At 66.5% G+C, this 26500-nt stretch carries 29 protein-coding genes; 13 read left to right on the forward strand and 16 right to left on the reverse strand.

Translation table 11 applies throughout. From position 1 onward, the window contains the following. Window positions 1-57 precede the first annotated feature (57 nt). The gene (locus ACIBW7_RS11350) at window positions 58-723 is read left to right on the forward strand and encodes a hypothetical protein (protein ID WP_397046162.1); all 666 of its coding nucleotides are present in this window, start codon (window positions 58-60) and stop codon (window positions 721-723) included. A 78-nt stretch (window positions 724-801) separates the two neighbouring features. On the opposite strand, the gene ACIBW7_RS11355 is transcribed toward ACIBW7_RS11350, so the two are convergent. Together ACIBW7_RS11355 and ACIBW7_RS11360 are read right to left on the reverse strand one after the other, a co-directional pair. Continuing rightward, window positions 802-1122, reverse strand: a complete 321-nt coding sequence (locus ACIBW7_RS11355; RefSeq protein WP_397046163.1) for an AzlD domain-containing protein — start codon at window positions 1120-1122, stop codon at window positions 802-804. A gap of 148 nt (window positions 1123-1270) precedes the next feature. Then, a complete protein-coding gene (locus ACIBW7_RS11360; RefSeq protein ID WP_397046164.1) occupies window positions 1271-1975 on the reverse strand; it encodes an AzlC family ABC transporter permease in 705 nt (234 codons plus the stop codon). Between the two features lie 122 nt (window positions 1976-2097). Between ACIBW7_RS11360 and ACIBW7_RS11365 the strand changes: the two genes are divergently transcribed. Continuing rightward, the gene (locus ACIBW7_RS11365) at window positions 2098-2658 is read left to right on the forward strand and encodes a helix-turn-helix domain-containing protein (RefSeq protein WP_397046165.1); all 561 of its coding nucleotides are present in this window, start codon (window positions 2098-2100) and stop codon (window positions 2656-2658) included. A 194-nt stretch (window positions 2659-2852) separates the two neighbouring features. Here the strand turns inward: ACIBW7_RS11365 and ACIBW7_RS11370 are convergent, their stop codons facing one another. Further along, window positions 2853-3458: an HNH endonuclease gene (locus ACIBW7_RS11370; RefSeq protein ID WP_397046166.1), complete on the reverse strand. Its 606-nt coding sequence runs from the start codon at window positions 3456-3458 to the stop codon at window positions 2853-2855. A gap of 292 nt (window positions 3459-3750) precedes the next feature. Here ACIBW7_RS11370 and ACIBW7_RS11375 point away from each other — a divergent pair, with 292 nt between their 5' ends. From ACIBW7_RS11375 to ACIBW7_RS11390, 4 genes are all read left to right on the forward strand, one after another. Continuing rightward, entirely contained in the window at window positions 3751-4155 is a 405-nt protein-coding gene (locus tag ACIBW7_RS11375; RefSeq protein ID WP_397046547.1) for a globin, read from the forward strand. Window positions 4156-4288: 133 nt separating this feature from the next. Beyond that, window positions 4289-5893 (forward strand): glycoside hydrolase family 13 protein, encoded by a 1605-nt coding sequence (locus ACIBW7_RS11380; protein WP_397046167.1) that lies wholly within the window; start codon window positions 4289-4291, stop codon window positions 5891-5893. A 60-nt stretch (window positions 5894-5953) separates the two neighbouring features. Further along, window positions 5954-6229, forward strand: a complete 276-nt coding sequence (locus tag ACIBW7_RS11385) for a hypothetical protein (protein ID WP_397046168.1) — start codon at window positions 5954-5956, stop codon at window positions 6227-6229. Next, window positions 6216-6680 carry a DUF5130 domain-containing protein gene (locus tag ACIBW7_RS11390; RefSeq protein ID WP_062992034.1) on the forward strand — a complete coding sequence of 155 codons (465 nt, stop codon included), beginning with the start codon at window positions 6216-6218 and terminating at the stop codon, window positions 6678-6680. The genes ACIBW7_RS11385 and ACIBW7_RS11390 overlap by 14 nt, the downstream gene beginning before the upstream one ends. A gap of 137 nt (window positions 6681-6817) precedes the next feature. On the opposite strand, the gene pepN is transcribed toward ACIBW7_RS11390, so the two are convergent. Further along, complete coding sequence (gene pepN / locus ACIBW7_RS11395; protein ID WP_397046169.1) at window positions 6818-9400, reverse strand: aminopeptidase N; 2583 nt, start codon at window positions 9398-9400, stop codon at window positions 6818-6820. A 138-nt stretch (window positions 9401-9538) separates the two neighbouring features. Between pepN and ACIBW7_RS11400 the strand changes: the two genes are divergently transcribed. Continuing rightward, complete coding sequence (locus ACIBW7_RS11400) at window positions 9539-10375, forward strand: phosphoribosylaminoimidazolesuccinocarboxamide synthase (protein ID WP_397046170.1); 837 nt, start codon at window positions 9539-9541, stop codon at window positions 10373-10375. Window positions 10376-10564: 189 nt separating this feature from the next. Here the strand turns inward: ACIBW7_RS11400 and ACIBW7_RS11405 are convergent, their stop codons facing one another. The 4 genes from ACIBW7_RS11405 to ACIBW7_RS11420 form a co-directional block, all read right to left on the reverse strand. Further along, window positions 10565-11041: an NUDIX domain-containing protein gene (locus tag ACIBW7_RS11405; protein ID WP_397046171.1), complete on the reverse strand. Its 477-nt coding sequence runs from the start codon at window positions 11039-11041 to the stop codon at window positions 10565-10567. Between the two features lie 241 nt (window positions 11042-11282). Further along, complete coding sequence (locus ACIBW7_RS11410) at window positions 11283-12506, reverse strand: RNA polymerase sigma factor (RefSeq protein WP_397046172.1); 1224 nt, start codon at window positions 12504-12506, stop codon at window positions 11283-11285. 9 nt (window positions 12507-12515) lie between these two features. Further along, complete coding sequence (locus ACIBW7_RS11415; RefSeq protein WP_397046173.1) at window positions 12516-12914, reverse strand: YciI family protein; 399 nt, start codon at window positions 12912-12914, stop codon at window positions 12516-12518. Between the two features lie 97 nt (window positions 12915-13011). After that, window positions 13012-14259 carry an NAD(P)/FAD-dependent oxidoreductase gene (locus ACIBW7_RS11420; protein ID WP_397046174.1) on the reverse strand — a complete coding sequence of 416 codons (1248 nt, stop codon included), beginning with the start codon at window positions 14257-14259 and terminating at the stop codon, window positions 13012-13014. Between the two features lie 163 nt (window positions 14260-14422). Between ACIBW7_RS11420 and ACIBW7_RS11425 the strand changes: the two genes are divergently transcribed. After that, entirely contained in the window at window positions 14423-15085 is a 663-nt protein-coding gene (locus ACIBW7_RS11425) for a DsbA family protein (RefSeq protein ID WP_397046175.1), read from the forward strand. 9 nt (window positions 15086-15094) lie between these two features. Here the strand turns inward: ACIBW7_RS11425 and ACIBW7_RS11430 are convergent, their stop codons facing one another. Next, on the reverse strand, window positions 15095-16237 hold the full coding sequence (locus tag ACIBW7_RS11430) for a M48 family metalloprotease (RefSeq protein ID WP_397046176.1): 1143 nt from the start codon (window positions 16235-16237) through the stop codon (window positions 15095-15097). A 169-nt stretch (window positions 16238-16406) separates the two neighbouring features. Then, window positions 16407-16958 carry a hypothetical protein gene (locus tag ACIBW7_RS11435; RefSeq protein WP_397046177.1) on the reverse strand — a complete coding sequence of 184 codons (552 nt, stop codon included), beginning with the start codon at window positions 16956-16958 and terminating at the stop codon, window positions 16407-16409. Between the two features lie 167 nt (window positions 16959-17125). On the opposite strand from ACIBW7_RS11435, the gene ACIBW7_RS11440 reads away from it, so the two are divergent. The 3 genes from ACIBW7_RS11440 to ACIBW7_RS11450 all read left to right on the forward strand — a co-directional run bounded on the left by ACIBW7_RS11440 (window position 17126) and on the right by ACIBW7_RS11450 (window position 18636). Beyond that, window positions 17126-17599 (forward strand): ribose-5-phosphate isomerase, encoded by a 474-nt coding sequence (locus ACIBW7_RS11440; protein WP_327096189.1) that lies wholly within the window; start codon window positions 17126-17128, stop codon window positions 17597-17599. A 76-nt stretch (window positions 17600-17675) separates the two neighbouring features. Then, a complete protein-coding gene (locus ACIBW7_RS11445; RefSeq protein WP_397046178.1) occupies window positions 17676-17828 on the forward strand; it encodes a hypothetical protein in 153 nt (50 codons plus the stop codon). Then, complete coding sequence (locus ACIBW7_RS11450; protein WP_397046179.1) at window positions 17821-18636, forward strand: Fpg/Nei family DNA glycosylase; 816 nt, start codon at window positions 17821-17823, stop codon at window positions 18634-18636. Before ACIBW7_RS11445 ends, ACIBW7_RS11450 begins: the two co-directional genes overlap by 8 nt. 9 nt (window positions 18637-18645) lie before the next feature. Here ACIBW7_RS11450 and ACIBW7_RS11455 read toward each other — a convergent pair whose 3' ends face one another. The 6 genes from ACIBW7_RS11455 to ACIBW7_RS11480 are packed head-to-tail and all read right to left on the reverse strand — an operon-like array spanning window position 18646 to window position 25040. Further along, the gene (locus ACIBW7_RS11455; protein ID WP_397046180.1) at window positions 18646-19104 is read right to left on the reverse strand and encodes a MaoC family dehydratase; all 459 of its coding nucleotides are present in this window, start codon (window positions 19102-19104) and stop codon (window positions 18646-18648) included. A gap of 28 nt (window positions 19105-19132) precedes the next feature. Continuing rightward, complete coding sequence (locus tag ACIBW7_RS11460; RefSeq protein ID WP_397046181.1) at window positions 19133-20647, reverse strand: long-chain fatty acid--CoA ligase; 1515 nt, start codon at window positions 20645-20647, stop codon at window positions 19133-19135. Continuing rightward, window positions 20644-21519 (reverse strand): amidohydrolase family protein, encoded by an 876-nt coding sequence (locus ACIBW7_RS11465; protein WP_397046182.1) that lies wholly within the window; start codon window positions 21517-21519, stop codon window positions 20644-20646. Before ACIBW7_RS11465 ends, ACIBW7_RS11460 begins: the two co-directional genes overlap by 4 nt. After that, entirely contained in the window at window positions 21516-22439 is a 924-nt protein-coding gene (locus ACIBW7_RS11470; protein WP_397046183.1) for an SDR family oxidoreductase, read from the reverse strand. Before ACIBW7_RS11470 ends, ACIBW7_RS11465 begins: the two co-directional genes overlap by 4 nt. 26 nt (window positions 22440-22465) lie before the next feature. Beyond that, window positions 22466-23566: an NAD(P)-dependent alcohol dehydrogenase gene (locus ACIBW7_RS11475; RefSeq protein ID WP_397046184.1), complete on the reverse strand. Its 1101-nt coding sequence runs from the start codon at window positions 23564-23566 to the stop codon at window positions 22466-22468. A 19-nt stretch (window positions 23567-23585) separates the two neighbouring features. Then, the gene (locus tag ACIBW7_RS11480; RefSeq protein WP_397046185.1) at window positions 23586-25040 is read right to left on the reverse strand and encodes an aldehyde dehydrogenase family protein; all 1455 of its coding nucleotides are present in this window, start codon (window positions 25038-25040) and stop codon (window positions 23586-23588) included. Window positions 25041-25234: 194 nt separating this feature from the next. On the opposite strand from ACIBW7_RS11480, the gene ACIBW7_RS11485 reads away from it, so the two are divergent. Together ACIBW7_RS11485 and ACIBW7_RS11490 are read left to right on the forward strand one after the other, a co-directional pair. Continuing rightward, window positions 25235-25693 carry a MarR family transcriptional regulator gene (locus ACIBW7_RS11485; RefSeq protein ID WP_327096197.1) on the forward strand — a complete coding sequence of 153 codons (459 nt, stop codon included), beginning with the start codon at window positions 25235-25237 and terminating at the stop codon, window positions 25691-25693. A 12-nt stretch (window positions 25694-25705) separates the two neighbouring features. Then, the gene (locus ACIBW7_RS11490; protein WP_397046186.1) at window positions 25706-26449 is read left to right on the forward strand and encodes an IclR family transcriptional regulator; all 744 of its coding nucleotides are present in this window, start codon (window positions 25706-25708) and stop codon (window positions 26447-26449) included. Window positions 26450-26500: the final 51 nt, after the last annotated feature.

Genomic DNA, 26500 nt, shown 5'->3' on the forward strand with positions numbered 1-26500 from the left:
GAATGGTCGCGTGTTGATTGCTGAATCCAGTTGCGGCGCAAAGGCGGTGGCGCGCTGATGTCGGGTCAGCGGGTGCTCGATGTTTCCGATCCGGCCGAACGTGAGAACCTGGCGACGTTTCTGACCCGGGCGACGCGCTTGGACCCCGCGGCGGTGGTGCGTATGCGCCGTCGCGGGGAACGGTACGTAACCGCGTGGGTGGCAACGGGTTTCGAGGCGCTCGCGGTGCGCACCGTGGTCGCCGAGCTAGGTGTCGACGATGTCACCGTCGGCGCCGATCTGGTGCTGGCCGGTTTACCGTCCGGCAGTCCGATCGATCTCGGCTACTCGATGGATTCGGCTTGGCGGGGTGCGCTGCCGCCGGATGTCGGCTTCGAACATGTCGACGATGTGCCCGCGCGCACCCTTGTCGAACTCGCCGAACAGGGTGTGGCGCTGGCCAAGGAGCACGGCAGCAGTCACGGCCCACCCGCCTCCCTGCTGGACCAGACGGTGCTCACGGTATCGGCGGCCGAGGCTCGCGTGCAGGTTCCGATGCGCGTCGTATTCGCCCTCACCGCAATGGATTTCATCCCCCACTCCGGTGACAAGGCCGACTCCCGCCGCATCCCGCCCACCGAAATCGTCCGCGTCCGCGCCACCAGGACCTGGCTCCGCTTGGACGCCCGCTACGGCTCCGTCGCCCGCCGCCTAGGCGGCGGAATCCCCCTCACCCCCAGCTGACCAGTCACCGACGGTAGTCGGACGGTGGCTTCCACGGAGTTTCCGAGCCACCATTCGACTACCGTCGGCGCGCCGAACCTATGTGGCGCCGAGGAGGCGGAGCAGGGCGGTGGTGGCTGCGGCGGCCAGGATTACGACGAGCATGGGTTGGTTGCGCCAGGCCAGCAGACCGCCGACGAGAACGCCTGCGGGGAGGGCGAATCCGAGATGGCCGGAGCCGGTGGGCAGGGTGGTGATCGCGACCATTGCGGCGAGCAGGACGACTGCGCCGATCTCCAGAAGCTTGGTCGCTCGCTCTGGGAAACGGATGCGGTTGCGCAAAGCCGGGCCCGACGAACGGAAGGCGTAGGTTCCGGCGGACAGTGCTGACATGGCCACCAGCAGGGTCGGCGTACTCATGCTTGCGCCCCGACTACGCGCGACGCACCGACGAGCAGGCAGTGGCTCCAAAGATCGCTGGTGCGATATATCTGTGTGACCACAGTGGCATCGACGGCGCGTGGGCGGGTCCCGCATGCGTCTGTCGCACCGCTATTGGTTCGCTTGCTCATGCCGACTCGACCTCCCCCGGGCTCTGCGCGCTGCCGTCCCGCGCCGATATCGCGAAGAACAATCCCGAAAGTGCCACCAGCACAGGCATTCCCGCAGGTAGAAACGGGGCGCTCGCCACGGCCGCGATCGCCCCGATCAGAGCCGCGCGCAGTGTGCCGCGTGCTCGCAGGGCGGGCATGATCAGCGATAGCAGCACCGCCGGGAACACCGCATCCAATCCGATCGCACCGGTATCGGGCACCACCGTGCCGATCAACGCACCGATCGCCGCACCACCTGGCCATGCGATGAGCACGCCCAATCCGCTCATCCAATATGCGGCCCGCCGTCGCGCCACATCGGGCTGGGCCAGTGCCAGCGCGACGGATTCGTCGTTCATCACATGTACGCCGATGCGCCGCCGCCATCCGGTGCCGACCACATCGGGTACCGACAAGCCGTACGGCAGATGCCGGGCATTGACCAGCAGTCCGGCCAGCACCGCCGCGATCGGGCTGCCACCGGCGGCCATGATCCCGATGAACAGGAATTCCGCGCCGCCCGCGAGCACCACGACCCCGAGCACAATCGGTACCCAGAGCGGAAATCCGGAGGTGACAGCGGTCGCGCCGTAGGAAACACCGATCATCCCGACCGCGAGCAGTACCGCCGCGATCCCAGAGACCGTGTCCCGATCGAGTGTTCGCCATGTCGAACGCATGTAGCTTATAGTGAACATGGCGGGACGATTCGTCAATATGGTTCTCTGTTGGGCGGTCAGCTGTATTCACCCACCCCGGCCGGCTCCGCCGGCCTGCCATCCCCGAGCCGACGGGAGCGGAAATGGAGCAGAGTCCGACGACGCCACAGGCGGTGATCGCCGCTGCCCTGCGCCGCGAACGCACGCGCGCCGGGCTATCGCTCACCGAGGTCGCCAACCGCGCGGGTGTGGCGAAATCCACACTTTCCCAACTGGAATCCGGTACCGGCAATCCGAGCCTGGAGACCTTGTGGGCGCTGTGCGTCGCCCTGGATATGCCCTTCTCGCGGCTGCTCGACCCGCCGCGGCCCACCATTCACGTCATCCGCGCGGGGGAGGGGCCGGTGGTCGCCGCCGCCGAGTCCGAGTACCGCGCGACGCTGCTGGCGGCCGGTCCGGCCAACTCCCGCCGCGATCTGTTCCGCATCACGTCCGAACCCGGTCATGCGCGCAAATCGGAGCCGCATATCCCGGGCGTGGTCGAGCACGTGCTCCTCGCTAGTGGACGCGCGCTCGTCGGCCCGATCGACGCACCCGTTGAGCTAGCGCCCGGCGACTACATCGCCTACCCGGGCGACGCACCGCACGTCTTCGAGGCCCTCGAAGCCGACACCTGGGCCACGCTGGTCGTCGAATACACGTGATCGGCTCGTCCGAATCCTGACGATCACCGGGCTGCCGGAATTCCGGCCCGGGCTACAACCTCGCCGATGTGTTCGGCGACGACCTCGCCTATCACATCGCGGCCTCTCCACCTTGGTTGAGTAACGACCTCCGGTCGCGCCATATCTCGCCTAGGCCATGCGAAAGCCACTCAGGTCGCGCATACCTCGAAGCTTCAGGCCGCGCCTTCGCCGAGATACTGCAACCACACCGGATCCAGATCGGCGGTCGTGGACAACAGCCGCCAATGTGGCCCCTTCGGCGAAACCAGCGGCGAACGCAGCGTCCACCCGAGCTCGCTGAGCAGCTTGTCGGCCTTGCGGTGGTTGCACGGCGCGCAGCTGGCGACGCAGTTCTCCCAGGAATGTTCACCGCCGCGGCTGCGCGGGATGACGTGGTCGATGGTCTCCGCCTTCCCGCCGCAATAGCCGCAGCGGTAGCGGTCGCGATGCATGAGGGCGGCGCGGGTCATCGGGACGCGCGCGCGATAGGGCACGTGCACATAGCTGCGCAGCCGGATGACGGACGGAATCGTGACGGCGGATTCGGCGGAATGCACCACCGAACCCTCGGGATCGTGGTGGACGGTGTCGGCTTTATCGCAGATGAGAAGAACGACGGCGCGGCGCGCGGACAGTGCGGTGAGCGGCTCGTAGGTGGCATTCAGAAGCAGCACCCGGCGCTTCAACCAGCTGACGGCCTCGTTCTGGACCGGCGTGAGGTGTGGAATGTGGTGAGCAGGCTCACCGGTGCGATGGGCACCCGGATAGTGGTCGGACAAGATGTGCAGCGGAGTAGCCCCCGACCCACGATTGTGGACGTCGGCGGGCTGGAGTTGTCGGTGCGTCCTGGCCTCATGTGATCGGCCGTGCCGCTGCTTCATGGTGACCCCGGTTTCGTCGTAATCAAGATCATGTGGTATCTCGGGCAGAGACTGCCACCCAGTTGACCATGGAACGCCTGCTATTGCACGGTGATTTCGCACAATGTCGGATGAACTGTGGTTGAAGGGCCGCCCGTTCGTAACGCGGGCACAATGGACGGCGGCACATTGCCCCGATCGAGAGGACCTGATGAGTTCCGGCGAGCAGACAGCCACGTCGTTCTACGAGGCGATCGGTGGGGCGGAGACGTTCCAGCGGATCGTCGCGGCGTTCTATCGCGAGGTGGCGGCCGATGAGGTGCTGCGCCCGCTGTATCCGGAGCAGGACCTCGGACCGGCCGAGCGGCGCCTGCGCATGTTCCTGGAGCAGTACTGGGGCGGGCCGCGCACCTACTCCGACGAACGCGGGCACCCGCGGCTGCGGATGCGGCATATGCCGTTCAAAATCGGTCCGGTGGAGCGCGACGCGTGGCTGCGCTGCATGCACATCGGCGTGGCGGAAATCGAACCAGAAATTCTGGACGACGAACATCGCAAGGTATTGCTCGACTATTTGGAGATGGCGGCAAATTCGCTGATGAATGCGGCTTGGTGAGATCATTTCGTCCAGTTCCGGGTCAGCACCGGGGTTTCGGCTCGGGTTATGCAACGCTGAAAATTTGCCGGATGTCGCAGAACACAGTTGAGCCTGGGCGAATTTACCGAACATCTTTGGCACTATTGCGGATGTGACTGATACACCTGCCGTGCCGGCGTCGGTGGATCGCACCGCCCAACCTTGGTGGCGGTCGGCCGTGTTCTACCAGGTCTATCCGAGATCGTTCGCGGACTCCGACGGTGACGGGATCGGCGATCTCGGTGGAGTTCGCGAGAAGCTCGGCTACCTCGAACTACTCGGGGTGGACGCGCTCTGGATCTGTCCGGTGATGCGATCGCCGATGGCCGATGGTGGCTACGACGTCGCCGATCCGCGCGATATCGACGCGCTGTTCGGCGGTATGGCGGCGATGGACGAGTTGATCGCCGAGGCGCACGACCGCAATCTCAAGGTCACCATGGACTTGGTGCCGAACCACACCAGTGATCAACATCCGTGGTTCGCCGCGGCACTGGCCGCCGCACCCGGCAGCCACGAACGCGAGCGCTACATCTTCCGCGACGGCCGCGGACCCGACGGCGCCACGCCACCGAACAACTGGCCGAGCATCTTCGGCGGACCTGCCTGGACCCGGATCACCGAGGCAGACGGCACCCCCGGCCAGTGGTACCTGCACATTTTCGCGCGCGAGCAACCCGATCTGAACTGGCAGAACCCCGAGGTCGCCGCCGATTTCGAGCAGACGCTGCGGTTCTGGCTCGACCGCGGCGTCGACGGCTTCCGCCTCGATGTCGCGCACGGCATGGCCAAACCGGACGGCCTGCCCGATATGGTGCGCGTCGATACCAAGATGCTCGTGCACGACGACAGCGATCCGCGCTTCAACAATCCCAATGTGCACGAGATCCACCGCCGCATCCGCAAGGTGCTGGACGAGTATCCGAACGCGGTCTCGATCGGCGAGGTGTGGGTCGACGACAACACCCGCTTCGGCGAGTACGTCCGACCGGACGAACTGCACCTGGCCTTCAATTTCCGTCTCGCCGAGGCGGAATTCGCCGCCGATCCGGTGCGGGCCGCCATCGACAATTCGCTCGCGGCCGTCGCGCCGGTGGGCGCCTCGCCCACCTGGACCCTGTCCAACCACGACATCGAGCGCGAGGTCACCCGCTACGGCGGCGGTCCGGTCGGGGTGGCGCGGGCTCGCGCGATGATCATGGTGGAGTTGGCGCTGCCCGGTGCGGCCTTCATCTACAACGGCGCCGAACTCGGACTGCCGAATGTGGACGATCTGCCCGAGGCAGTGCTGCAGGATCCGGTCTGGGAACGCTCCGGACATACCGAGCGCGGACGTGACGGCTGCCGGGTGCCGATTCCGTGGGAGGGTGCGGCGCCGCCGTTCGGCTTCACCACGGCCGAGCAGTCCTGGCTGCCGATACCGCCGGAATGGGCGTCATCTTCGGTCGAGGCGCAGTTGGAGGCGTTGGACTCCACGCTGTCGCTGTACCGCTTGGCGATCGAATTACGCGGTGTCCGACCGGAATTCGCGGGTCCGCGGATCGAGTGGTACGGCAGTCCGTCGGGTTGCCTGGCTTTCCGGCGACCGGGTGGACTGGTCTGCGTGCTGAACGCATCACCGGTGCCTATCTCGCTGCCGCCGGGCGATGTACTGCTTGTCAGCGCCCCACCGGTGAACGGACAGTTGCCCGCGAATGCCGCTGCCTGGCTGGTGTGAGGGGACACACGAGTTCGACCAGAGCGCGAACTACTACAGAGGATCGTCTACCGTAAGTCCGTGAGCATTCTCGAGACAGTGCTGATCTTCCTCGGCATCCCGCTGGTGATCTACGGCGCGATCGCCGGATTGTCGTTTCTCGGCAAGCCACTGCCCGGCGAGAAGCCGGTCCACTTCGATCTCGGTCAGAAGTGGACCCAGCCTCCCGTGGTGTGGAGTGCTACCGACGAGGTGACCGGATCGGGTCACCACGCTGAGTCGTCGCATGGGCATCATGCGGCAATCGAATCCACCGACGTGGAGCTGATCGGAGGCCGGGCAAGTGGCAAGTTCTAATTGGCCCGCGGTAGTCGAATCCGAACTGCCGCACGGTTCGGTGGTCACCAGCAGCGGCCGCGTCTCGGGTGTGCACGAGGCCGGCGCGGTGTTCAAGGAAGCCCCGTTCAGCGATGACGAGCGGCTCGCCATGGATAACGTGCTCACCGAGGCGACCCGCGCGACCAAGGTGCGCTTCAACATCTACATCGGCGATCTCGGCGCGGATCCGGCCGCCGGTGCGGACGCGGTCTTCCCCGCGACCCCCGAGGCCGCGCGTTCGGTGCTCATCGCGGTTTCGCCCAATGACAAGGCCATCGAGGTGCGCTCCGGCCACGAGGTCGCCGATCGCGCCAACGATCGCGTCTGCCAGCTCGGCGTCACCGCCGCACTGAGTTCGTTCCGGCAGGGCCAGCTCATCGACGGCCTGGTCTCCGCGGTTCGCGTGATGGCCGCGGCCATCGGTCGCTGATCCAGTAGTTGCATTCGGCGTGCTCTGGCGCGTTCACCGCTGAGGTGGACGCGCCGCTTGCGTCTCGGCTGTCGAAACGTGAACGGGGCGTGCGCATCACGATGGATGGCACGCCCCGTCTCAGTGTCGCGAGGGCATCAGTCCTGGGCGTCGAAGGTGCGGGCGCGCAGTGAGCGTTCGATGCCCGCCTTGCCCTCGATCACCAGGCGGCGCAGCGCAGGCGGATGGTCATCGGCGAGGAACTTGTCCGCCGTCGCGACGGCTTCCTCGCTGATCGCCCAGGCCGGATAGAGCCCGATGACCACGGTCTGCGCGACCTCGCTGGAGCGGCGCTCCCAAACGCCGGGAACCTCGGCGAAATAGCGCTCCACGTACGGCGTCAGCAGCTCACCCTGGCCGTTGGGCGCGAAGCCGCCGACGATCGAGCGGGCAGTGATATTCGGGACCGAATCGTCGGACATCACCGTCGTCCAGGCCTGCTCCTTCACCTCGGCAATCGGACGGGCCGTCGCCGCGGCCGCGGCGTGCCGCTTACCGGCCGCGGTCGGATCGTTGGACAACTCCGTATCGATCGTGGGAGTGGCGAGACCGTCGGCGTCGATCTCACCGGCGGCGGCCAGCGCGGTGACGAGCCGCCAGCGCAGATCGGTATCGACGATCAGACCGGGGAGACCGACCTTGGCCGGATCGCCGTCGAGCAGTTCGCCCAACACCTCGGTATGCCAAGCCGACAGCTTGGCGCCGGTGAGCGCGTTGACGAAGGCGAGTTGGTGGTCCGAACCCGCCTCGGCCTCGCGGGCGAGTTCCAGCAGCCGGTTGGCGTATTCGGGCCAGCCGATGGTGGTGGCCCATTCCGGATCGGCGTAGTTGCCGATCGCGGTGTTGGCCTGCATCAGAAGTCGTTGCACCACACCGATTTCGGATTCGACGCCGATGCCGCGCTGGACCAGGGCGACGAAATCGCGGGCCCGGAATTCGGCCTGCCTGGTCATCTCCCAGGCAGCCGACCAGGCCAGCGTGCGGGGCAGCGGTTCGGCGATATCGGCGATGCGGTTGACCAGCACGTCGAGCGAATCGGCATCCAGGCGTACCGAGCAGTAGGTGAGGTCGTCATCGTTGACCAGCACGAACTTGCCGCGTGGCACGCCGACCAACTCGGGGACGTCGGTGCGCTCGGCGGCATCGAGATCGAGCTCGACGCGCTTGGTGCGCACCAGCTTTCCGTCCTGGTCGTCGTAGACACCGACGGCGAGGCGATGGACGCGACGTTCGCCCGCACCGGGTGCCGCACCCTCCTGCACCACGGCGAACGAGGTGAACTTGCCCTCGGTGTCGACCTCGAAATCCGGCCGCAAGATATTCAGGCCGGTGGTCTTGAGCCACTGCGTGCCCCAGCCGGACAGATCACGGCCCGAGGACTGCTCCAGCGCCGACAGGAGATCGTCGAAAGTGGCATTGCCGTAGGCGTGTTCGGTGAAGTAGGCGCGCAGACCCGCGAGGAACGGCTCCAGACCGACATACGCGACAAGCTGTTTGAGCACGGAAGCGCCCTTGGCATAGGTGATTCCGTCGAAGTTGACCTCCACCGCATGCAGGTCCGGGATATCCGCGGCGATGGGGTGAGTGGAGGGCAGCTGGTCCTGCCGGTAGGCCCAGGACTTCTCCACATTGGCGAAAGTGGTCCAGGCACTTGTGTATTCGGTCGCCTCGGACTGGCACAGCACCGAGGCGAAGGTCGCGAACGACTCGTTCAACCACAGGTCGTCCCACCACTTCATGGTCACCAGATCGCCGAACCACATATGCGCCATCTCGTGCAGTACGGTCTCGGCGCGCCGCTCGTAGGAAGCGCGGGTCACCTTGGACCGGAAGACGTAGTCCTCCAGGAACGTAACGGCACCGGCGTTCTCCATCGCGCCCGCATTGAACTCGGGGACGAACAGCTGGTCGTACTTGCCGAAGGCGTACGGCACACCGAAGTTGTTGTGGTAGAAGCCGAATCCCTGCTTGGTCTCGGTGAAGAGGCGCTCGGCATCCATATGTTCGGCGAGCGAGGAGCGGCAGTAGATGCCGAGCGGGATGGTGCCGTGATCGTCGGTGTAGGCGTCGGTCCATTCCGCGTACGGGCCCGCGATCAGTGCGACCAGATAGGTGCTCATCCGCGGGGTGGTGCGGAACAGGTGCTTGCCGGGATCGGCGATGAGCGTATCGACCGCGGCGGCGTTGGAGATGACCTTCCAGCTCGGTGCGGCGGTGACGCTGATATCGAAACTGGCCTTGAGGTCCGGCTGATCGAAGCAGGCGAACATGCGCTTGGCATCGGCGGTTTCGAATTGCGAGTACAGGTAGACCGCGTCATCGGCGGGGTCGACGAAGCGGTGCAGGCCCTCACCGGTATTGGAGTATTCGCAGTCGGCCTCGACGACGAGTTCGTTGCGCTCGGCCAGACCGGTGAGGGTGATGCCCTTGGCTTCGTCGTAGTCGGCGACGTCGATCGGCGTGCCGTTGAGCACGGCGGAGCGGACCCCGCGGGCGACGATATCGATGAACGTGCTCGCGCCCGCGGTCGCGGTGAAGGTGACCGTGCTGCGGGAGAAGAAGGTCTGCTCGCCCGGCTGCCCCGCCCCGTCGGTCAGGTCGAGCTCGATGCGATAGTTCTCGACCTGCACTGTCGAGGCGCGTTCGATCGCCTGGTCGCGAGTCAGGTTCGGTGCGGACATTGGACTCCTTCGTGGTTCGAAGAACATGCGCGGGCGGCCCCCCGGCGGGCACAGCACTCACCACAATGCCACCTCGGTAAGGTTGCCCGCGCGGGACTTTTTCCCATAAACCCTATCGACCAGGATCGGAGCTGCGACGTGAAGCACATCCACGCCGGAAAGGTGCGCGACCTCTACGAGGACGGCGACACCCTGCTGCTGGTGGCGTCGGACCGGGTATCGGTCTACGACGTGGTGCTACCGACGCCGATCCCGGAAAAGGGCGCACTGCTGACCCAGCTGTCGAACTGGTGGTTCGAATACTTCACCGAGGTGCCCAACCACGTGGTCTCCGCGACCGATGTGCCCGCGGAATTCGCCGGTCGCGGCATCCGGGTCAAGCCGCTGAAGATGGTGCAGGTCGAGTGCATCGCGCGCGGCTATCTGACCGGGTCGGGGCTGAAGGAATACGAGCGCACCGGGACGGTTTCCGGCGTCGCACTGCCGCGCGGCCTGCGCGATGGCGACATAATGCCCGAGCCGATCTTCACCCCGACCAGTAAGGCCTCCGAGGGGCACGACGAGCCCATCACCTTCGCGGATGTGGTGAATCAGGAGGGCCGCGAGGTCGCCGAGCAACTGCGCGACCTGACTCTCCGGATCTACACCCGCGGTGCCGCGCACGCCGCCGTGCGTGGCGTCATAGTCGCCGACACCAAGGTCGAATTCGGTTGGGACGGCGATATTCTCACCCTCGGCGACGAAGTACTGACCTCCGACTCCTCCCGTTTCTGGCCTGGCGCGGAATGGGAACCCGGCCGCCCCCAACGCTCCTTCGACAAACAGTTCGTCCGCGACTGGTCCACCTCCACGGGCTGGAACAAGGAGTATCCGGGGCCGGAGATCCCCGCCGAGATCGTCGATGCGACTCGGCAGAAGTACATGGAGGCATACGAGCTGATTACCGGGCAGACCTGGAGTAGCGCGTCGTGCTGACCATCTGGACGGTGCGCTGGCTACCGGGCGCTTCGTCCCGAGAATCGGGCACCCTCTACGCGGGGTGCCCGATTTTCTCGGGGGTGCGGTGCTAGGCGGACGCGTTGTGCCCGGTTGCTGTACCGGGTGTCCGGTGCCTGGTGGGTGTGGGTGCTCGGTTGAGGCCGGGTGTTCGCTGGGCCGGAGCGGTCAGGCGAGGTGTTCGGCCAGTCGCTCGAGGTAAGGCCGCTGGCCCGCACTCAGTTTGTCGTGCGCGGTGGCGAGGTCGAACCACTCGGCGCGGTCGATTTCCGGGAAGGTGGCGAGGCGGCCGGATTTGGGCGGCCATTCCATTTCGAAGGTGCCGGGGACAACGGCGGCTGGATCCAGATCGCTTTCAACGGCCCACACGGTGAGGTTCTTGGTGGATTTGCCGCTGCCGTAGCGAACCTCGCCCAACGGCACCCGCTCGCCCTCGGGCACCGGCAGCCCGAGTTCCTCGAGGAACTCACGCGCCGCGGCCACCTCGGCGCTCTCGTGCTCCGGCTCGTACTCACCCTTCGGAATCGACCACGCCCCCGCATCCTTCCGCGCCCAGAACGGCCCACCCATATGCCCGATCAGCACCTCGGTATCACCGGCGGTCCGACGGAACAACAGAATCCCAGCACTGAATTTGCCTGCCACACCAAGCAGTCTGCCGCCTGCCGCCGCATGGGTGCGCACAAGACACGGCCGATCCGCGAGGGCGCGGGATTTCGTCAGAGCGCTGAGGCCGCGGTTCAGCGGCAGCCGGTGCCGCTGATCGCGATGCCGATGTGGGTGTCGGAACCGTATGTGCGGCAAGTGATTCACGACTTCGACGAGAAGCGGTCCGGACTCGTTGGAAAACCACGGAGACCGATTCGACGCGCGATGCGTTGGCTCGCTATGCCCGGGTTTGGTGGCGGAGGTGGGCGGCGCGGAGGGTGAGGTAGTCGCGTTCGGGGAGGCTGGTGGTGTGGTTGGCGGCGTGGGTGTAGCAGGTTATGGCTGCAGGGAAGTCGCCTGCCATTTCGTGTAGGTGGCCGCGCACGGCGTCGAGGCGGTGGCTGTCTGTCAGTTGGTCTTCGAGAGTGTCGGCGAGTTCGAGTGCGGCGGCCGGGCCGTGCACCATCGCGGTGGCGACGGCGCGGTTGAGGGTGACCATCGGGTTCTTCGAGATGCGCTCGATCATGTTGTACAGGGCCAGGATTCGACGCCAGTCGGTGTCCTCGGCACGCAGCGCCTGCGCGTGCAGTACGGCGATCACGGCCTGGATCTGGTAGGGGCCGGTGAGGCCCGAGGTGAGTGTGCTGGTCGTCAAGGTGATGCCCTCGGTGATCAGCTTGCGATCCCACAGTGCGCGGTTCTGTTCGGCGAGCGGAATCAATTCACCGTGCGCTCCGGTGCGTGCGGCGCGCCGGGAGTCGGTGAGCAACATGAGCGCGAGTAGCCCGGTTACTTCGGTGTCGTCGGGGAGCAGCCGATGGATCGACCTGGTCAGGCGGATCGCCTCGTTCGAGAGGTCGGCCCGCTGTAGGTCGGGTCCCGCGGTGCTGGTGTGCCCCTCGTTGAAGATCAGGTACAGCACATGTAGCACCGCTCCGAGCCGCTCGTGCCATTCCGCGTCACCGGGCCGGGTGAACGGGCGGTCGAGGGTGGCCAGCTTCTTCTTCGCACGCGTAATCCGTTGCGCCATGGTCGCTTCCGGCAGCAGGAAGGCATTGGCGATCTCCGCCGTGCCGAGCCCGCCGACCGCACGCAATGTCAGTGCGATGGCACTCGCGGACGACAGCGCAGGATGGCAGCAGAGGAAGAACATGGCGAGCGTATCGTCACGATCGACGGCCTCGGCATCGGGCACGTCGCGCTCGAAAACCGTTGTCTCCCTGCGTCGCCGGGCCACCTCGGCGCGCACCACATCGGCCATCCGCCGCTGCGCGACCTGGATCAACCACGCTCGCGGATTATCCGGCAACCCATCGGCGGGCCATTGGGTCGCCGCCGCGAGCATCGCCTCCTGGAGCGCGTCCTCGGCGGTGTCGAAATCGCCGAATCGGCGTACCAACGTGCCGAGGACCTGCGGCGCGAGTTCGCGCAACAGGTCCTCGATGGGCGGTGCTCCGTGCATGGACAACTATTACTCGGTCGCCGGGGCGCCCATCACCGCGCGCACCTCGATGTACTCGCCGATCGGCTTACCACCCGGTCCGGGGGCCGCCGATGCCTGTGCGGCGATCTCCAGCGCACGCTCCGGACTTTCCACATCGACGATCCAGTATCCGGCCAGGAACTCCTTGGTCTCCGGGAACGGCCCATCGGTGATCACCGGCGCCGAACGCCCGTCCGAACTGACCAGTCGTGCCTCGTCCGGCCCGGCCAGGCCCTGCGCGTCGACCAGTTCACCGGTCTTGGCCAGCTCCGCGCCGAGCGCCCGCTGGAAGTCCATATGCGCCTTGATCTCCTCCGGCGTCCACTCGGTGATCGGGATATCGCAGCTGGCGGCGGGCCCATAGGTCTTGAGCAGCATGTACTTCATTTTCGGTCTCCTAGCCTGCGGTGCGCCCCGGCGGCGCGCTCGCGATGAGGTCGGAGCTGGGTGCGCCGATTCGACGCACCCTCGATAGTGATCCGCATCACAGTGGCGCGGCGGTATCGGCGAGCCGTTCCGGATCGACCTGCTGACCGATCAACTCCTTGATCCGGTCGGTCACATCCCAGATGTTCACATTCATCCCCGCCAGCACCCGGTTTTCGGCGTCGAGCCAGAATGCGACGAACTCGCGCCGGGCCACATCGCCGCGCACGACCACCTGCGCGTACTCACCGGTCGCGGCGTATCCGGTGTACTCCATGCCCAGGTCGTATTGGTCGGTGAAGAAGTACGGCAGGCGTTCGTAGGAAGCCGGCTTGCCGAGCATCGTCTGCGCCGCGACGGCGGGCTGATTGAGGGCATTCGCCCAGTGCTCCACCCGAATTCGACGCCCGAGCAGCGGATGCTGCGCGTCGGCGATATCGCCGACCGCCACGATATCCGGGTCACTGGTGACCAGGCTCGCGTCGACAAGTACGCCGCCGTCGGTCGCCAGCCCCGCGTTCGCGGCCAGTTCGATATTCGGCCGCGCGCCGACCGCGACAAGTACCGCATCACCCTCGATCACGGTGCCGTCGGTGAGTCGGACGCCGCTCGCCACATCCACCCCTCCCTGACCAGCGGTGATTGCCCCGGCCTGATGAGTGGTGATCGCCTCGACCTGCGCACCGAATCGCAGGTCGACGCCGTGGTCGCGGTGCAGATCCGCGAAGACCCGCCCCATCTCGGGTCCGAGTGCCGCCAGTAGCGGCAGTTCGGCCGATTCGACAATGGTGACCTCGACCTGGGCGGCGCGCGCGGCCGAGGCGACCTCGAGCCCGATCCAGCCCGCCCCGATGATGACCAGCCGCCGGGCCGAGCCGAACAGCTCGATCAGACTGTCGGAATCGCCGATCGTGCGCAGCGTGTACACCTCGCGCGCATCCATGCCCGGAATCGGCAGGCGGCGCGGTGTCGAGCCGGTCGCGAGTGCGAGCTTGTCGTAGCCGAGCGTCGAACCATCCGGCAGCGTCACGGTTTTCGCGCTCGGATCGATCGCGCCGACCTCGGTGCCGAGCCGGACGTCGATATGGTGATCGCGGTACCACTGGCCCGGATCGACGGTGAATTCCTCGAGCGATTTCTTACCGGCCAGATGTTCCTTGGACAGCGGTGGTCGCTCATAGGGCAGGTAATCCTCGGCGCTGATCAGCGTCACGGTTCCGGCGAAATCGTTGGCGCGCAGCGCTTCCGCCAGTTTGGCCGCGGCCAGCCCGCCGCCGACGATGACGAAATGCTGATCAGAGGTCATAACGGACTCCTTTTCGGGAGGGAACCGGACGCCTGCGTGTCACCCTACTGGGACCCCGGGCCGCCTTTTCGGAAAATCGGGCGTCCGGTCCGGGAACGAATCGCGCGCTCGCGTGGTTGGCCACGGATAGTGGCGCGGCGAATCCGCGCGTTACAAGCGTGCGATGGAGAGGAACAGCTCTGTGAGCGAGACGACCGCCAAGAACGTTGCCGATTTCTGGTTCGACCCGCTGTGCCCCTGGTGTTGGATCACCTCCCGCTGGATTCTCGAGGTCGAGCAGGTCCGCGATATCGAGGCCCGTTTCCACGTGATGAGCCTGTCGGTGCTGAACGAGGGCAAGGAGGGGCTGCCGCCGCAGTACGAGGAGTTGCTCGCGACCGGCTGGGGGCCGGTCCGGGTTGCCATCGCCGCCGCCCAGGAGCATGGTGACAAAGTGCTCTCCCCGCTCTACACCGCGATGGGTACCCGCATCCACAACCGTCGCGAGGAGTACGCGCGCGACTCCCGCAAGGAATCCCTCGCCGCGGTGATCGCTGATTCGCTCGCCGAGGCAGGCCTGCCCGCCGAACTCGCCGCAGCGGCCGAGAGCACCGAATTCGACGAGGCACTGCGCAAGAGTCATCACGCGGGCATGGACAAGGTCGGTCCGGATGTCGGCACCCCGACCATCCACATCAACGGCAATGCCTTCTTCGGTCCGGTGCTGTCACGGATCCCGCGCGGCGAGGAGGCCGGGAAGCTGTGGGATGCGGCGGTCACGCTGGCCGACTACCCGCACTTCTTCGAGCTGAAGCGGACCAGGACCGAGGATCCGTCCTTCGACTGACCGCGGACCCTACGGCACCGGTTTGGGCGGCAACGTCGGAACCTCGCCGTAGCTGCTCGGGTACGGACCGGCCGGTGGCGCACCGGCCGGTCGGTTCGGTCGCCAGAACAGCTTGCCGTGCCTGCTGCGGTCACGCAGAGCCCACATCCGCCAGGTCAGCACCGGATGCGAGGACATGGCATTGCTGATCCAGACGAAGAAGCCCTTCTCGACCGCGGCCCGATCGGCCATCTCGTCGAAGCCGACCAACTTGTTCAGGTACTTGCCCGCGGCGAGGGTGCCCATGGCGCCCGGTGCACCGACGTGCCGGTTGCAGTAGCCGTGGTTGTCGGCGGTGTACTCCTGGGACCGGATCAGCGAGCTGCCGATGATCGGCAGCGACGGTGCCACGAACATGCCGAGCTGACGCCAGTACGAGGTGTGCCCGGCCGCGATATGTCCGACCTCGTGACCGATGATGAAGGCGAGAGCCTCGGGTTCGCGTGCGGCGCCGCCGATTTCGAACAGGTCGCTGTAGACCGCGACATAGCGCCGGAACCCGTGACCGGAGGCGAAGGCATTGATCTGGCCGTTGCCGAGCACGACGTAGGCATCCGGCACCTTGGCCATTCCGAATCGGGCCGCCGCCTCGACCACCAGCTGATAGCCCTCCGGAAACTGGGTCGGCGACATCTTGACGCCGTTGACCCGCATTGCCGCGTAGCCCATTCCGCGCAGGAACCACACCACGATCGGCGCGAAGACCAGGATGATCAGGTAGATATTCGGCTGCTTCCCATCCAGCACGAGGCCGATGCACGCCGCCAGCGCGATCAGCATCGCGAGCGTGGTGATCACACAGACCACGACCAGCAGCGGAATCTCCCACGGGTGCCGTGCGGGCATGCCGTACGGGGACAGGCCGCGCGGCTGCCGCTGCGGGGGCGTACCGGGCGGGACCGGAGCCACACCGTATCCGTACGGCGCGGGTCCATAGTGGGGCGTGGGGAATCCGGGGTACGGCGCGGCGGGGTATTGCGGCGTCGATGGGTACTGCGGCGAATTGTCCGGTGTGGCGGTCGCGTCCTGAGCCTGCGCCCATCCGCCGAGAGCGGGATAGGGATCGGCGGGTCCGCCCGGCTGCTGGGGCGGCTGGGAGTCGTGCGGCTGCATGCGAAGAACTCTATTCATTTGCCGGGGACGAGGTTCGGGCTGTTGCCGTGCGGTCGGCACTGGTGGCCGCGAACACCGCTGACATACCTGTCGATTCGCCGTGGCGGCCAGTGGTGTTAATGCCGGGCCCGATGGTGTGACACCCGCACGGATGCCGCACCGTTTCGACTCAGTGGTTCGGCGGCAAGATCACCGGGTCGGGCAGGCACAGGCTGGCCGAGCGGGTCGTCGGCGCGGGTCCTTTACCAGAGTCGAAGCTCCACTGCGAGATCGAGCCCGCCGCCTTCCACCGCAGCGCGCCCGTCGCATCGGATACCACCTCATATATTTGCTCGCTGCCGCCGATGAGCTGAGTGCCCACGCAGTAGTCGTTGTACTCGGTGCCCGGTTGCAGCGCCCCGGCGCTGAAGTTGCCCGAGGGATCGGCGGTGGCGCCGGGATTCGCGACGGTGCTCGGTGTGCGCACGGACGCGCCCCGGAGCCACCGGGGTGCGCCGCGCTGATCTGTCACGCAGGTGAAGGTCGAGCCACCGGCCACTAGTGTCGCGCCTTGCGCATGGCCGGATCCGGCCCACAGACAATCGACAGCCGGTGCGGCACTCGCATGTCCGGTTGCCGCACCGAGCAGGCCGACCGTGGCCGCCGCGGCGATCGAGCTGGCCAGTCCGCGACGCAGCCGTGGCGTGGTGCGTCCGGACTTGGTGCAGAGCAGCGACTTCATGATGTTTCCTTCGGCTGGCAGCGGTGTACTTCCGCCATCAACGATCACGTTGCGGACCCGTTGCCACGAGGGAGCGCGATCCCGAATCGATGGTGTCGCCAGATGCACCATGGCAGTGGTGCCGCCCACCGCGCGGCACGCGAAACACGCCTGACACAATCGCAGCCATGCGCGTATACCTGGGTGCCGACCATGCCGGTTTCGAACTGAAGAATCACGTCAAGGCCCATCTGGAGCAGGCGGGCCACGAGGTCGTCGACTGCGGCGCCCTCGAATACGACGCACTCGACGACTACCCCGCATTCTGCATCGAGGCGGCTCGCCGCACCGTCGCCGATCCGGGCAGCCTCGGGCTGGTCTTCGGCGGCAGCGGCAACGGTGAGCAGATCGCCGCGAACAAGGTGCCCGGCGCCCGCTGCGCCCTGGCCTGGAGCGTGGAGACCGCCCAGCTGGCCCGTGAGCACAACAATGCCCAGCTGATCGGCATCGGCGGCCGCATGCACTCCACCGAGGAGGCGCTGGCGATCGTGGACGCGTTCGTCTCGACCAAATGGTCCGACGAGCCGCGCCACCAGCGTCGCATCGACATCCTGGCCGAGTACGAGAAGACCGGTGTGGCCCCGGCCGTTCCGGCCTACTGAGCGCGTAATCCGTCGTCCCGCTAGGTAAGCCGAACGGCGATGCGCGTCGGCGGACCGGAGAGGATCTCTACCTTCGATGCCTGAGGGCTATGCGCTGCACCGGTTTGCGCGGCTGCGGCAACGGCGCTTCGCGGGCAGTGTGGTGTGCGTTTCGAGCTCGAAGCAGCGGGTCGCCGCCCCTGCCGCGTGCGTCGGCGGGCCGGAAAGGATTTCGACCTTCGATGCCTGAAGGGCACACGCTGCATCGGCTCGCGCGACTACATCAGCGGCGCTTCGCTGGGGGAGTGGTGCATGTTTCCAGCCCACAGGGCAAGTTCGCCGCCGGTGCCGCGCGGGTCGACGGACAGGTGCTGACCCGAGCCGAGGCATGGGGCAAACACCTACTGCACCACTACGAGTCGGGTCTGGTCGTACATGTGCACCTCGGGCTGTACGGGGTGTTCACCGAGGTGTCGCTGCCGATGGGTGAGCCGGTCGGACAGGTGCGGATGCGGATCGTCGGTGACGCGTCGGCCGATGATCGCCTGTACGGCACCGATTTACGCGGCCCGACCGCCTGCGAGGTGTACACCCACGCCGAGGTGACGGCGCTGACCGAGCGGCTCGGCCCCGATCCACTGCGGCGCGGCGCCGATCCGGAACGGGCCTGGCGGCGAATTCATCGCTCGCGCAGGCCCATCGGCGCACTGCTGATGGATCAGCAGGTATTAGCCGGCGTCGGCAATGTGTATCGCGCGGAACTGCTTTTCCGGCACGGTATTTCGCCACACCGACCGGGCACCGCGCTCACTGTCGACGAGTGGGACGCAATGTGGACCGATCTCGTCGCGCTGATGCGGGTGGGCGTGCGGGTCGGCAAGATGGTCGTCGTCCGCCCCGAACACGACCACGGCGAACCGTCCTACGCGGCCGACCGCCCACGCACCTACGTCTACCGCCGCCCCGGCGCGCCCTGCCGCCTCTGCGGCACCCCCGTCGCACACACCGTGCTGGAGGGCCGAAACCTCTTCTGGTGCCCCACCTGTCAGGCCAGCTGAACCTCAGCTCTACCGGAAGTAGCGGTGCACCATCTGGGCGATGCATACAGGCTTGTCGGCGCCCTCGCGTTCCATGACGGCGTCGACGGTGACTTGGACGGCGCCGTCGCCGAGGTCGGTGGCGTCGGCGAGGGTGGCGGTGAGGCGGACCTTCGAGCCGGCGGGGACGGGGGCTGGGAATCGGACCTTGTTGAGGCCGTAATTGATTGCCATCGCGCGGTGTTCGATGACGAGTATTTCCGACCAGAGCGGAATGAGTAGCGACAGGGTCAGGTAGCCGTGGGCGATGGTGCCGCCGAAGGGGCCGGTCTTCGCGCGTTCGACATCGACGTGGATCCACTGCTCGTCGTGGGTGGCCTCGGCGAACATGTCGATATCGCGCTGCGGGATCTCGAGCCAGTCGCTGCTGCCGAGTTCGGTGCCGATGAGGTCGAGTAGGTCGGTGGGTTTGTCGACGGTGGTCGCCATGTGGCGCACTCCTTCGGTTGTTGTGGATTTACGGTGTCAGCCCGCGCATTTGACGAGCATCGTCGCGGAGCAGCAGGCGCTGGAGCTTGCCGAGGGCATTGCGCGGCAGCTGCTCGCGGAAGACGTAGTACTTCGGGATTTTGTATCGGGCGAGATTTGCTTCGAGATGGGTGCGAATCGCGTCTTCATCGATTTCGTGACCGGCGCGGACGACGATGAACGCCAATCCGACCTCACCCCATCGCTCGTCCGGCACCGCGACCACAGCGCAGTCGCAGACGCTGTCCAGGCGGGAGATGGCCGCCTCGACCTCGACGGGATAGATGTTCTCGCCGCCGGAGATGATCATGTCTTTGACGCGGTCGACGATGTGCGCCCAGCCGTCATCGTCGATGCGGACGATATCGCCGGTGCGGAACCAGCCGTCGACGAATGCCTGTTCGGTGGCGTCGGGTCGATTCCAGTATCCGGCAAAGACGTTGGGGCCCTTGACGAGTAGTTCGCCCTGTCCGGGGCCTTCGATGATCTCGCCGGTCGGGGTGAGCAGCGCGACGTCGGTGAAGAAGTGCGGAACACCCGCGGATACCGGATGTGCGTCGGCGCCGTGGCGCAGTGCCATGAGCACGCCGGGTGCTGCCTCGGTCATGCCATAGCCCTGTAGGGCCTGGATGCCGCGGGCCAGCCACGCCTTGGCCACGTGTTCGAGGACGGGGGAGCCGCCGAAGGCGACGCAGCGGACGCTCGACAGATCGGTGGTCTCCCACTCGGGTGCCTCGCACAGCATTTTCAGCATGGTCGGGGCGAGCGGGAAAACCGTGGCCCGCCTGCGCTCGATGGTGGCAAGGAACTCGCCGGGCTCGAATTTCGGTATGACAACCACGGTTCCGCCGGCGTACAGGGTCGGCAGTGTGATCTGTCCCAGGCCGAGTACGTGGAACAGCGGCGCGGAACACAAGCTGACATCGTCGCGGCCGAGACTGAAGTGGGCGAACTGGTTGAGGGTGTTCCAGACGATATTGCCGTGGGTGAGCACGGCGCCCTTGGGGCGGCCGGTGGTGCCGGAGGTGTAGAGGATCAATGCGGGATCGTCGAGTCCGACCGCATGGGCGGGCGGTGTTCGGCCGGTGTGGTCGTTGATCGCGTTCTCGTACTCCGCACCCAGGTGCAGCAGCCGGGGAGTGGCGGAGCTTCGTGCGAGCGCATCGATACCGGTGTCGGCACCGACGACGAACACAGTTGGGTCGGCGTCGTCGAGTAGACCGGCGATCTCCGGCGCAGCCAGCCGAGTGTTGAGTGCCACGAAGATGGCACCGAGATGCATTGTGGCGAACAGGGTTTCGAAGGTCGCGATATCGTTGTGCCCGAGATAGGCGACCCGGGCGCCCGGCCCGACGCCGAAATCGGCGAGGGCCGCGGCGAGGGCGTCCACGCGATCGGCGAGGGTGGCGTAGTCGATGTGCCGGTCCTGTTGGATCAAAGCGATCGCATCGGGCTCCATCCTGGCCCGCCGCCGCGGCCACGAGCCGACTCCCTGGTCCATCATGTCGACCTCAATCCCAATGCGGTGATGGCGTTTTCACGCAGGATCAGGGGCCGGACCTCGTCCTTGATATCGAGTTGCTCGAAGTCATTCATCCAGCGATCCGGGGATATGAGCGGAAAGTCCGAGCCGAACAACACCTTTCGTTTGAGCAGGCTGTTGGCGTACTTGACCAGTTGCGGCGGAAAGTATTTCGGCGACCACCCGGACAGATCGATATAGACGTTGGGTTTGTGCGTGGCCACGGCCAGTGCTTCGTCCTGCCAGGGAAACGACGGGTGCGCGATGATGATCGTCAGCTCCGGAAAGTCGACGGCCACATCGTCGAGCAGCATCGGATTGGAGTACTTGAGCCGGATGCCGCCGCCACCTGGGAGTCCCGATCCGATTCCGGTCTGGCCGGAGTGGAACAGGGCGGGCACCCCGAGTTCGCTGATGGTCTCGTAGAGCGGGTAGACGGCACGATCGTCGGGCCGGAAAGCCTGCACGCTCGGATGGAATTTGAAGCCGCGGACCCCGTGCTCGACGACCAGTCGCCGGGCTTCGGCCAGTCCCGCCTTTCCTCTGGCCGGATCGATACTGGCGAACGGGATGAGGACGTCGCTGTGTGCGGCGGCCGCGGTGGCGATGTCTGCATTGCTGATCCGCCGGTGGCCGAGTGCGGCTTCGGCGTCGACGGTGAATACGACCGCGGCCATGCGGCGTTCCCGGTAGTAGGCGGCCATCTCGTCGATGGTCGGCGGGCCCGATTCGGCGCCGAAGTAGGCGTCGGCACCTGCCCGGAGCTGCTCCGGTAGCGAATAGTGGCCGCAGCCATCGGTTTCGGCGTGCGTGTGCACGTCGATCGCGACGAGTCGGTCCAGGTCCAGACTCATGACAGCTGCTGCGCGGTGGTCGGGATCTTGGGCAGCGGGATGCCGTAGGTTTCGAGCTGCTCACCGATCGAGGAGTCGAACGCCTCGGCGATCGCGTCGGCGGTCCAGCCGCCGTCGAGGAAGGCGCTGCGGATTTCGCTCGGATGCGACCAGAGCGACAGCCGGTCGCCGCCGATCCCGATGCATTGGCCCGTGATATCGGCGGACGCGTCGGAGGCCAGGAAAACCACCAGTCCGGCGACATCCTCCGGGGTGCCGAACGACGCGGCGCGGCGCACCACCGAGGGGATCGGCTCACCGTTCTTCATGCCCTCGACGTAGGGGGCGAGGAAGGGGATGGTCTCGGTCATCGCGGTCGCCGCGTTGGGGATGACCGCGTTGACCGTGACTCCGGCCTTCGCGCATTCCATCGCCCACGTGCGCGCCATCGCCGCGATACCGGCTTTGGCTGCCGCATAGTTGGTTTGACCGAAGTTGCCGCGCTGCCCGGCGGGGGATCCGGCGAGCACGACCCGCCCGCCGTGACCGGCCTGACGGAAGTGTTTGACCGCCTCCCGGACGCAGGTGAAGGTGCCGCGCAGATGGACGTGGATGACGGCGTCGAAGTCGTCGTCGGACATATTCCACAGCACCTTGTCGCGCAGGATGCCCGCATTGGTCACCATCGCATCCAGTCGCCCGAACGCGTCGACGGCCGCCGCGACCAGTGTCTGCGCAGCCTCGGTGGTACCGACGGCGATCGGTACCGCGAGTGCCCGACCACCGGTTTCGGCGATTTCGGCGGCGGCCTTCTCGGCGCGGTCGGCGGCCACATCGTTGACCACGACGGCCGCGCCGGCGGCGGCCAAGGCCTTGGCGTAGGCGAGGCCGAGGCCCTGGCCGCTGCCGGTGACGACAGCGACTTTGCCGGTGAGATCCATATGCACTGTTCCTTTCGAAAGAGGGGTCAGAAGATGAGGACGGGTTTGATCGCCTTGCTCGAGGTCATATCCGCAACGGCCTGGCCGATGTCGTCGAATGGGTACCGGGTGATCAGCTTGTCGATCGGGAGCCGCCCGTTGCGCACCAGCGACACCAGAGCCGGTATGACGGTGCGGGTTTCGTTGTCGCCCAGGGTGAGTCCGACGACCTTGCGGCCCGGCAGCATGGCGTTGACGTCGAGCGCCACCTCGGCGCCGAACGGTGGTGCGCCGACGATGACCAGCGTGCCGCGTGCGGCGAGGACATCCGCGCCGGTGCGCAGCACAGCGGTACTGCCGGTGGTTTCCACGACGGCGTCGGCGCCACCGGTGATTTCGGTGATCGCGGCGGCGGCATCGGTCGTCGTCGCATCGATGATGTGCGTCGCGCCGAGTTCCCAGGCCAGTTCGAGACGTTCGGCGACCTTGTCGACGGCGATGATCGTCGTGGCCGGTGACAGCGTGGCCGCCATAATCGCGGACAATCCGACCGCACCGGCGCCGAGTACGACAACGCTCGATCCCGGGCGCGGCTGTACGACATTCCAGATCGCGCCGACACCGGTCTGGACTCCGCACCCGAGCGGGGCAATCGATTCCAGCGGCACATCGGGGTCGACGACGATCATGCTGCGCTCGTCGACCAGCGCGAGTCGGCTGAACGACGACTGTCCGAAGAAGTGCCCGCCCAAGGGTGCGTTGTCGCGGGTGATGGTGTGGCTGTCGTCGGCTCGCGCACCGCCGATCAGGTTGAGCGGCAACCAGGTTGCGCAATAGGCGGGGTGGCCGTCGCGACAATTCGTGCACGCTCCGCATGAGGTGAACGACAGCAGTACGTGATCACCGGGTACCACACCGGTGACTTCGGATCCGACGCGTTCGACGATGCCCGCGCCTTCGTGACCGAGGACGCCGGGAAGTGGAAACGGCAGTCCGCCACTGGCGACGCCGAGGTCGGTGTGGCAGACACCGGCCGCGACCATGCGCACGATCGCCTCGTGCGGTCGCGGTTCATCGAGTTCGATCGCGGAGAGGGTGAACGGCGCACCGCCGGATTCGACGACGGCTGCCCAGGTGGTGGTGGTCATGGTGGATGTCCTTGCAGATTCAATCGAGGGCGATGACAACGGATTTGACCTTGGTGTAGGACGCGAGGGCCTCGGGTCCGTATTCGCGTCCGAAGCCGGAGTCCTTGACACCGCCGAACGGCATTGCCGGGTCGAGCATGGCCCAGTCGTTGACCCAGACGATTCCGGCCTGCAACTTGTCGGCGACGCGGTGTGCGCGGGCGAGATCGGTGGTGTGCAGGCCGGACGCGAGTCCGTAGCGGGTGCCGTTGGCCAGCGCGATCGCTTCGTCCTCGGTATCGAAGGCCTGCACCGTGAGCACCGGTCCGAAGATCTCCTCCTGCACTACGCGGGAGTCGTCGGTGAGGTCTGCGATCACGGTGGGCTGGTAGTAATAGCCGCCGTCGAGATCCAGGCGTTCACCACCGCACACCACCCGGCCGCCCTCCCGGCGGGCCAGCGCGACATATTCTTCGACCTTCGCGACGTGCCGTTCCGCGGCCATCGGTCCGACCACGGTCGCCGGATCGCGAGGGTCACCGACGCGTACGCCTGCGACGGCGTCGGCGAGGATGCCGACGACGGTCTCGTAGAGCGGCCGAGCGACCAGCAGCCGGGGACCGCCCATGCAGAACTGCCCGGTATTGAAAACGAAACCCTTGATGATCGCGCCGATGGCCTTCTCGACATCGGCGTCGGCGAACACGATCTGCGCGGCATTGCCGCCGAGTTCCATGGTCACCGGCTTCAACGCCGCACCTGCCGCACTCGCCGCGCGCCGGCCGATCTCAGTGGATCCGGTGAACGCGATCTTGTCCACGCCCGGATGCTCGAGCAGCGCCGCACCCACCACCGGCCCGGAGCCGGTGACGACGTTGACCACACCCGGCGGCACACCGGCCCGTTCGAACAGCGTCGCCATGAACAGCGCGCTGAGCGGTGTTTCCTCGGCGGGCTTGTGCACGACGACATTGCCCGCGGCGAGCGCGGGCGCGATCTTGGAGGTCGACAGGATCAGCGGAAAGTTGAACGGTGTGATGGCGGCGACCACACCGAGTGGATCGCGGCGGGTGTAGGCGAACGCGGGCAGCGGCGTACGGCGGGTAACACCGTCGATGGTCTGCGCGAGCGCGGCGCAGTACTCGTACTGTTCGACGGTGGTCGAGACGTCCACCGATCGGCACAGGGTGACCGGCTTCCCGACGTCGAGACTTTCCAGCCGCACCAGCTCGTCGGCGTTCTCGCGCACCAGTTCGGCGATCCGGAGCAGGATGCGCGCTCGTTCCCGGCCGCTGCGGCCGCCCCATTCGGCACCGGTGAATGCCGCGCGCGCGGCGGCGACCGCGTCGTCGACGTCGCTGCGGTCGGCTTCGGCGACGGTACCGATGACCCGGCCGGTCGACGGGTCCACCACATCGCTGCGGCCACCTGATGCGGAGTTCCGCCATTTGCCGTCGATGAACAGCTGTCCGTCGATGTTGTCGTTCGTGCTCATGCTTTCTCGGTCCCGTCCCGACGATTCCGGCCGCTCGGCCGAGATACGCCTGCGCTCATCAACAGGAAACCTGATGGTTTTAGTGATGTCAGCCACTATTCGCTACTGACAGGATTCCTGTCAATGGTCTATTCTCGATTCGCCGAACATCCCGGTTCGGCGCCCGCGACGACACAGAGGTGAGGAGAGTGCTGGTGACGATCTCGGAGGCGAAGCCGACCGCGAGCCGACTGCCGGGCAGTCAGACCTCGCTGCTGTACGCGGTGAAAAGGGTCGAGCTTGCGGTGCGGGCGCGCCTGGACGAGCTGCTGCGTCCGGTCGGGATCACCACGTTGCAGTACACCGCGCTGACCGTGCTCGAGCGGCACGACGGCTTACCGGCCGCACAGCTGGCGCGGGATTCGTTCGTCACGGCACAGTCGGTCGCCGATGTGGTCCGCGCGCTGGAGAGTCGCGGACTCATTGCGCGCGAACGCAACTCACGCAACCGGCGCGAGCTGCTCATCCATCTCACCGAGGCGGGGCGGCGGTTGCTCGCCGATGTCGCCGACGAGGTCGACGCGGTGGAACAGCAGATGATCAGCGGTATGACGGCAGAGCAGGCCGATGATTTCCGCTCGGCGCTGGTCCGAGCCTGGCATGCGCTGTCCTGACAGGCTCCGGCGATGACCCAGTCGTCGGTCCTGGCCCGCGCACTGGTTCTGCTGGAGGCATTCGACAACGCCCACCCGGTATTGAAGCTGTCGGAACTGGCCGAGCGCACCGGTCTGCCGCAGACCACGGTCTACCGCCACGTCGTCGATCTCGTGCAATGGGGTGCGCTGGATCGGGCCGCGAGTGGCGGCTATCAGATCGGTTTGCGCATGGTGGAGATCGCCTCGTACTGCCCGCGCGCCAGGCCGATCCGTGATGTCGCGGTGCCGTTCATGGAGGACCTGTACGAGGCGACGCACCAGAACGTGCAGTTGGCGGTCCGCGACGGCACCGAAGTGGTCTATGTCGAATTCCTCGCCGGCCGCGACGCCGTATTCGTTCGCACCCGAGTGGGTGCACGCTGGCCGATGCACGCAACCGGCGTCGGGCTGGCCATCCTGGCCTACACTCCCGCCGAGATCGTGGACAAGATCGCCGACCGGCCGCTGGCGGTATTCACCACGAAGACGATCAGCACGCCCGAGGTGCTGCGTCGGGCACTGGCCGAGGTACGCCGCACCGGGGTCGCGATCAGCGACGGACAGGTGACCCTCGACGGATATTCCGTCGCCGCACCGATTTTCGGTTCGGACGGCCAGGTCGCGGCGGCGGTGTCGATTGTCGTACCGGCCGGGGACTCTCGCCGGGCCATCTGGGCTCCGGCGGTGCGCACCGCGGCCCACGGCATCACCCGGCAGTTGGGTGGCGGGCGCTGACTTCCGTTCGACGGAAGTGTGTCTTGGCTCACGCATCGGCGGCCCACACGA

The sequence above is a fragment of the Nocardia sp. NPDC049526 genome (assembly GCF_044465765.1).
In the GTDB taxonomy this organism is placed as follows: domain Bacteria; phylum Actinomycetota; class Actinomycetes; order Mycobacteriales; family Mycobacteriaceae; genus Nocardia.

Excerpts from the sequence above, each read along its gene's own strand:
- ACIBW7_RS11350 (WP_397046162.1), top strand. The coding sequence starts at position 58 with ATGTCGGGTCAGCGGGTGCTCGATGTTTCCGATCCGGCCGAACGTGAG.
- ACIBW7_RS11355 (WP_397046163.1), bottom strand. The coding sequence starts at position 1,122 with ATGAGTACGCCGACCCTGCTGGTGGCCATGTCAGCACTGTCCGCCGGA.
- ACIBW7_RS11360 (WP_397046164.1), bottom strand. The coding sequence starts at position 1,975 with ATGCGTTCGACATGGCGAACACTCGATCGGGACACGGTCTCTGGGATC.
- ACIBW7_RS11365 (WP_397046165.1), top strand. The coding sequence starts at position 2,098 with ATGGAGCAGAGTCCGACGACGCCACAGGCGGTGATCGCCGCTGCCCTG.
- ACIBW7_RS11375 (WP_397046547.1), top strand. The coding sequence starts at position 3,751 with ATGAGTTCCGGCGAGCAGACAGCCACGTCGTTCTACGAGGCGATCGGT.
- pepN (WP_397046169.1), bottom strand. The coding sequence starts at position 9,400 with ATGTCCGCACCGAACCTGACTCGCGACCAGGCGATCGAACGCGCCTCG.
- ACIBW7_RS11410 (WP_397046172.1), bottom strand. The coding sequence starts at position 12,506 with ATGCACGGAGCACCGCCCATCGAGGACCTGTTGCGCGAACTCGCGCCG.
- ACIBW7_RS11415 (WP_397046173.1), bottom strand. The coding sequence starts at position 12,914 with ATGAAGTACATGCTGCTCAAGACCTATGGGCCCGCCGCCAGCTGCGAT.
- ACIBW7_RS11420 (WP_397046174.1), bottom strand. The coding sequence starts at position 14,259 with ATGACCTCTGATCAGCATTTCGTCATCGTCGGCGGCGGGCTGGCCGCG.
- ACIBW7_RS11425 (WP_397046175.1), top strand. The coding sequence starts at position 14,423 with ATGGAGAGGAACAGCTCTGTGAGCGAGACGACCGCCAAGAACGTTGCC.
- ACIBW7_RS11430 (WP_397046176.1), bottom strand. The coding sequence starts at position 16,237 with ATGCAGCCGCACGACTCCCAGCCGCCCCAGCAGCCGGGCGGACCCGCC.
- ACIBW7_RS11435 (WP_397046177.1), bottom strand. The coding sequence starts at position 16,958 with ATGAAGTCGCTGCTCTGCACCAAGTCCGGACGCACCACGCCACGGCTG.
- ACIBW7_RS11440 (WP_327096189.1), top strand. The coding sequence starts at position 17,126 with ATGCGCGTATACCTGGGTGCCGACCATGCCGGTTTCGAACTGAAGAAT.
- ACIBW7_RS11445 (WP_397046178.1), top strand. The coding sequence starts at position 17,676 with ATGCCTGAGGGCTATGCGCTGCACCGGTTTGCGCGGCTGCGGCAACGG.
- ACIBW7_RS11450 (WP_397046179.1), top strand. The coding sequence starts at position 17,821 with ATGCCTGAAGGGCACACGCTGCATCGGCTCGCGCGACTACATCAGCGG.
- ACIBW7_RS11455 (WP_397046180.1), bottom strand. The coding sequence starts at position 19,104 with ATGGCGACCACCGTCGACAAACCCACCGACCTACTCGACCTCATCGGC.
- ACIBW7_RS11460 (WP_397046181.1), bottom strand. The coding sequence starts at position 20,647 with ATGATGGACCAGGGAGTCGGCTCGTGGCCGCGGCGGCGGGCCAGGATG.
- ACIBW7_RS11465 (WP_397046182.1), bottom strand. The coding sequence starts at position 21,519 with ATGAGTCTGGACCTGGACCGACTCGTCGCGATCGACGTGCACACGCAC.
- ACIBW7_RS11470 (WP_397046183.1), bottom strand. The coding sequence starts at position 22,439 with ATGGATCTCACCGGCAAAGTCGCTGTCGTCACCGGCAGCGGCCAGGGC.
- ACIBW7_RS11475 (WP_397046184.1), bottom strand. The coding sequence starts at position 23,566 with ATGACCACCACCACCTGGGCAGCCGTCGTCGAATCCGGCGGTGCGCCG.
- ACIBW7_RS11480 (WP_397046185.1), bottom strand. The coding sequence starts at position 25,040 with ATGAGCACGAACGACAACATCGACGGACAGCTGTTCATCGACGGCAAA.
- ACIBW7_RS11490 (WP_397046186.1), top strand. The coding sequence starts at position 25,706 with ATGACCCAGTCGTCGGTCCTGGCCCGCGCACTGGTTCTGCTGGAGGCA.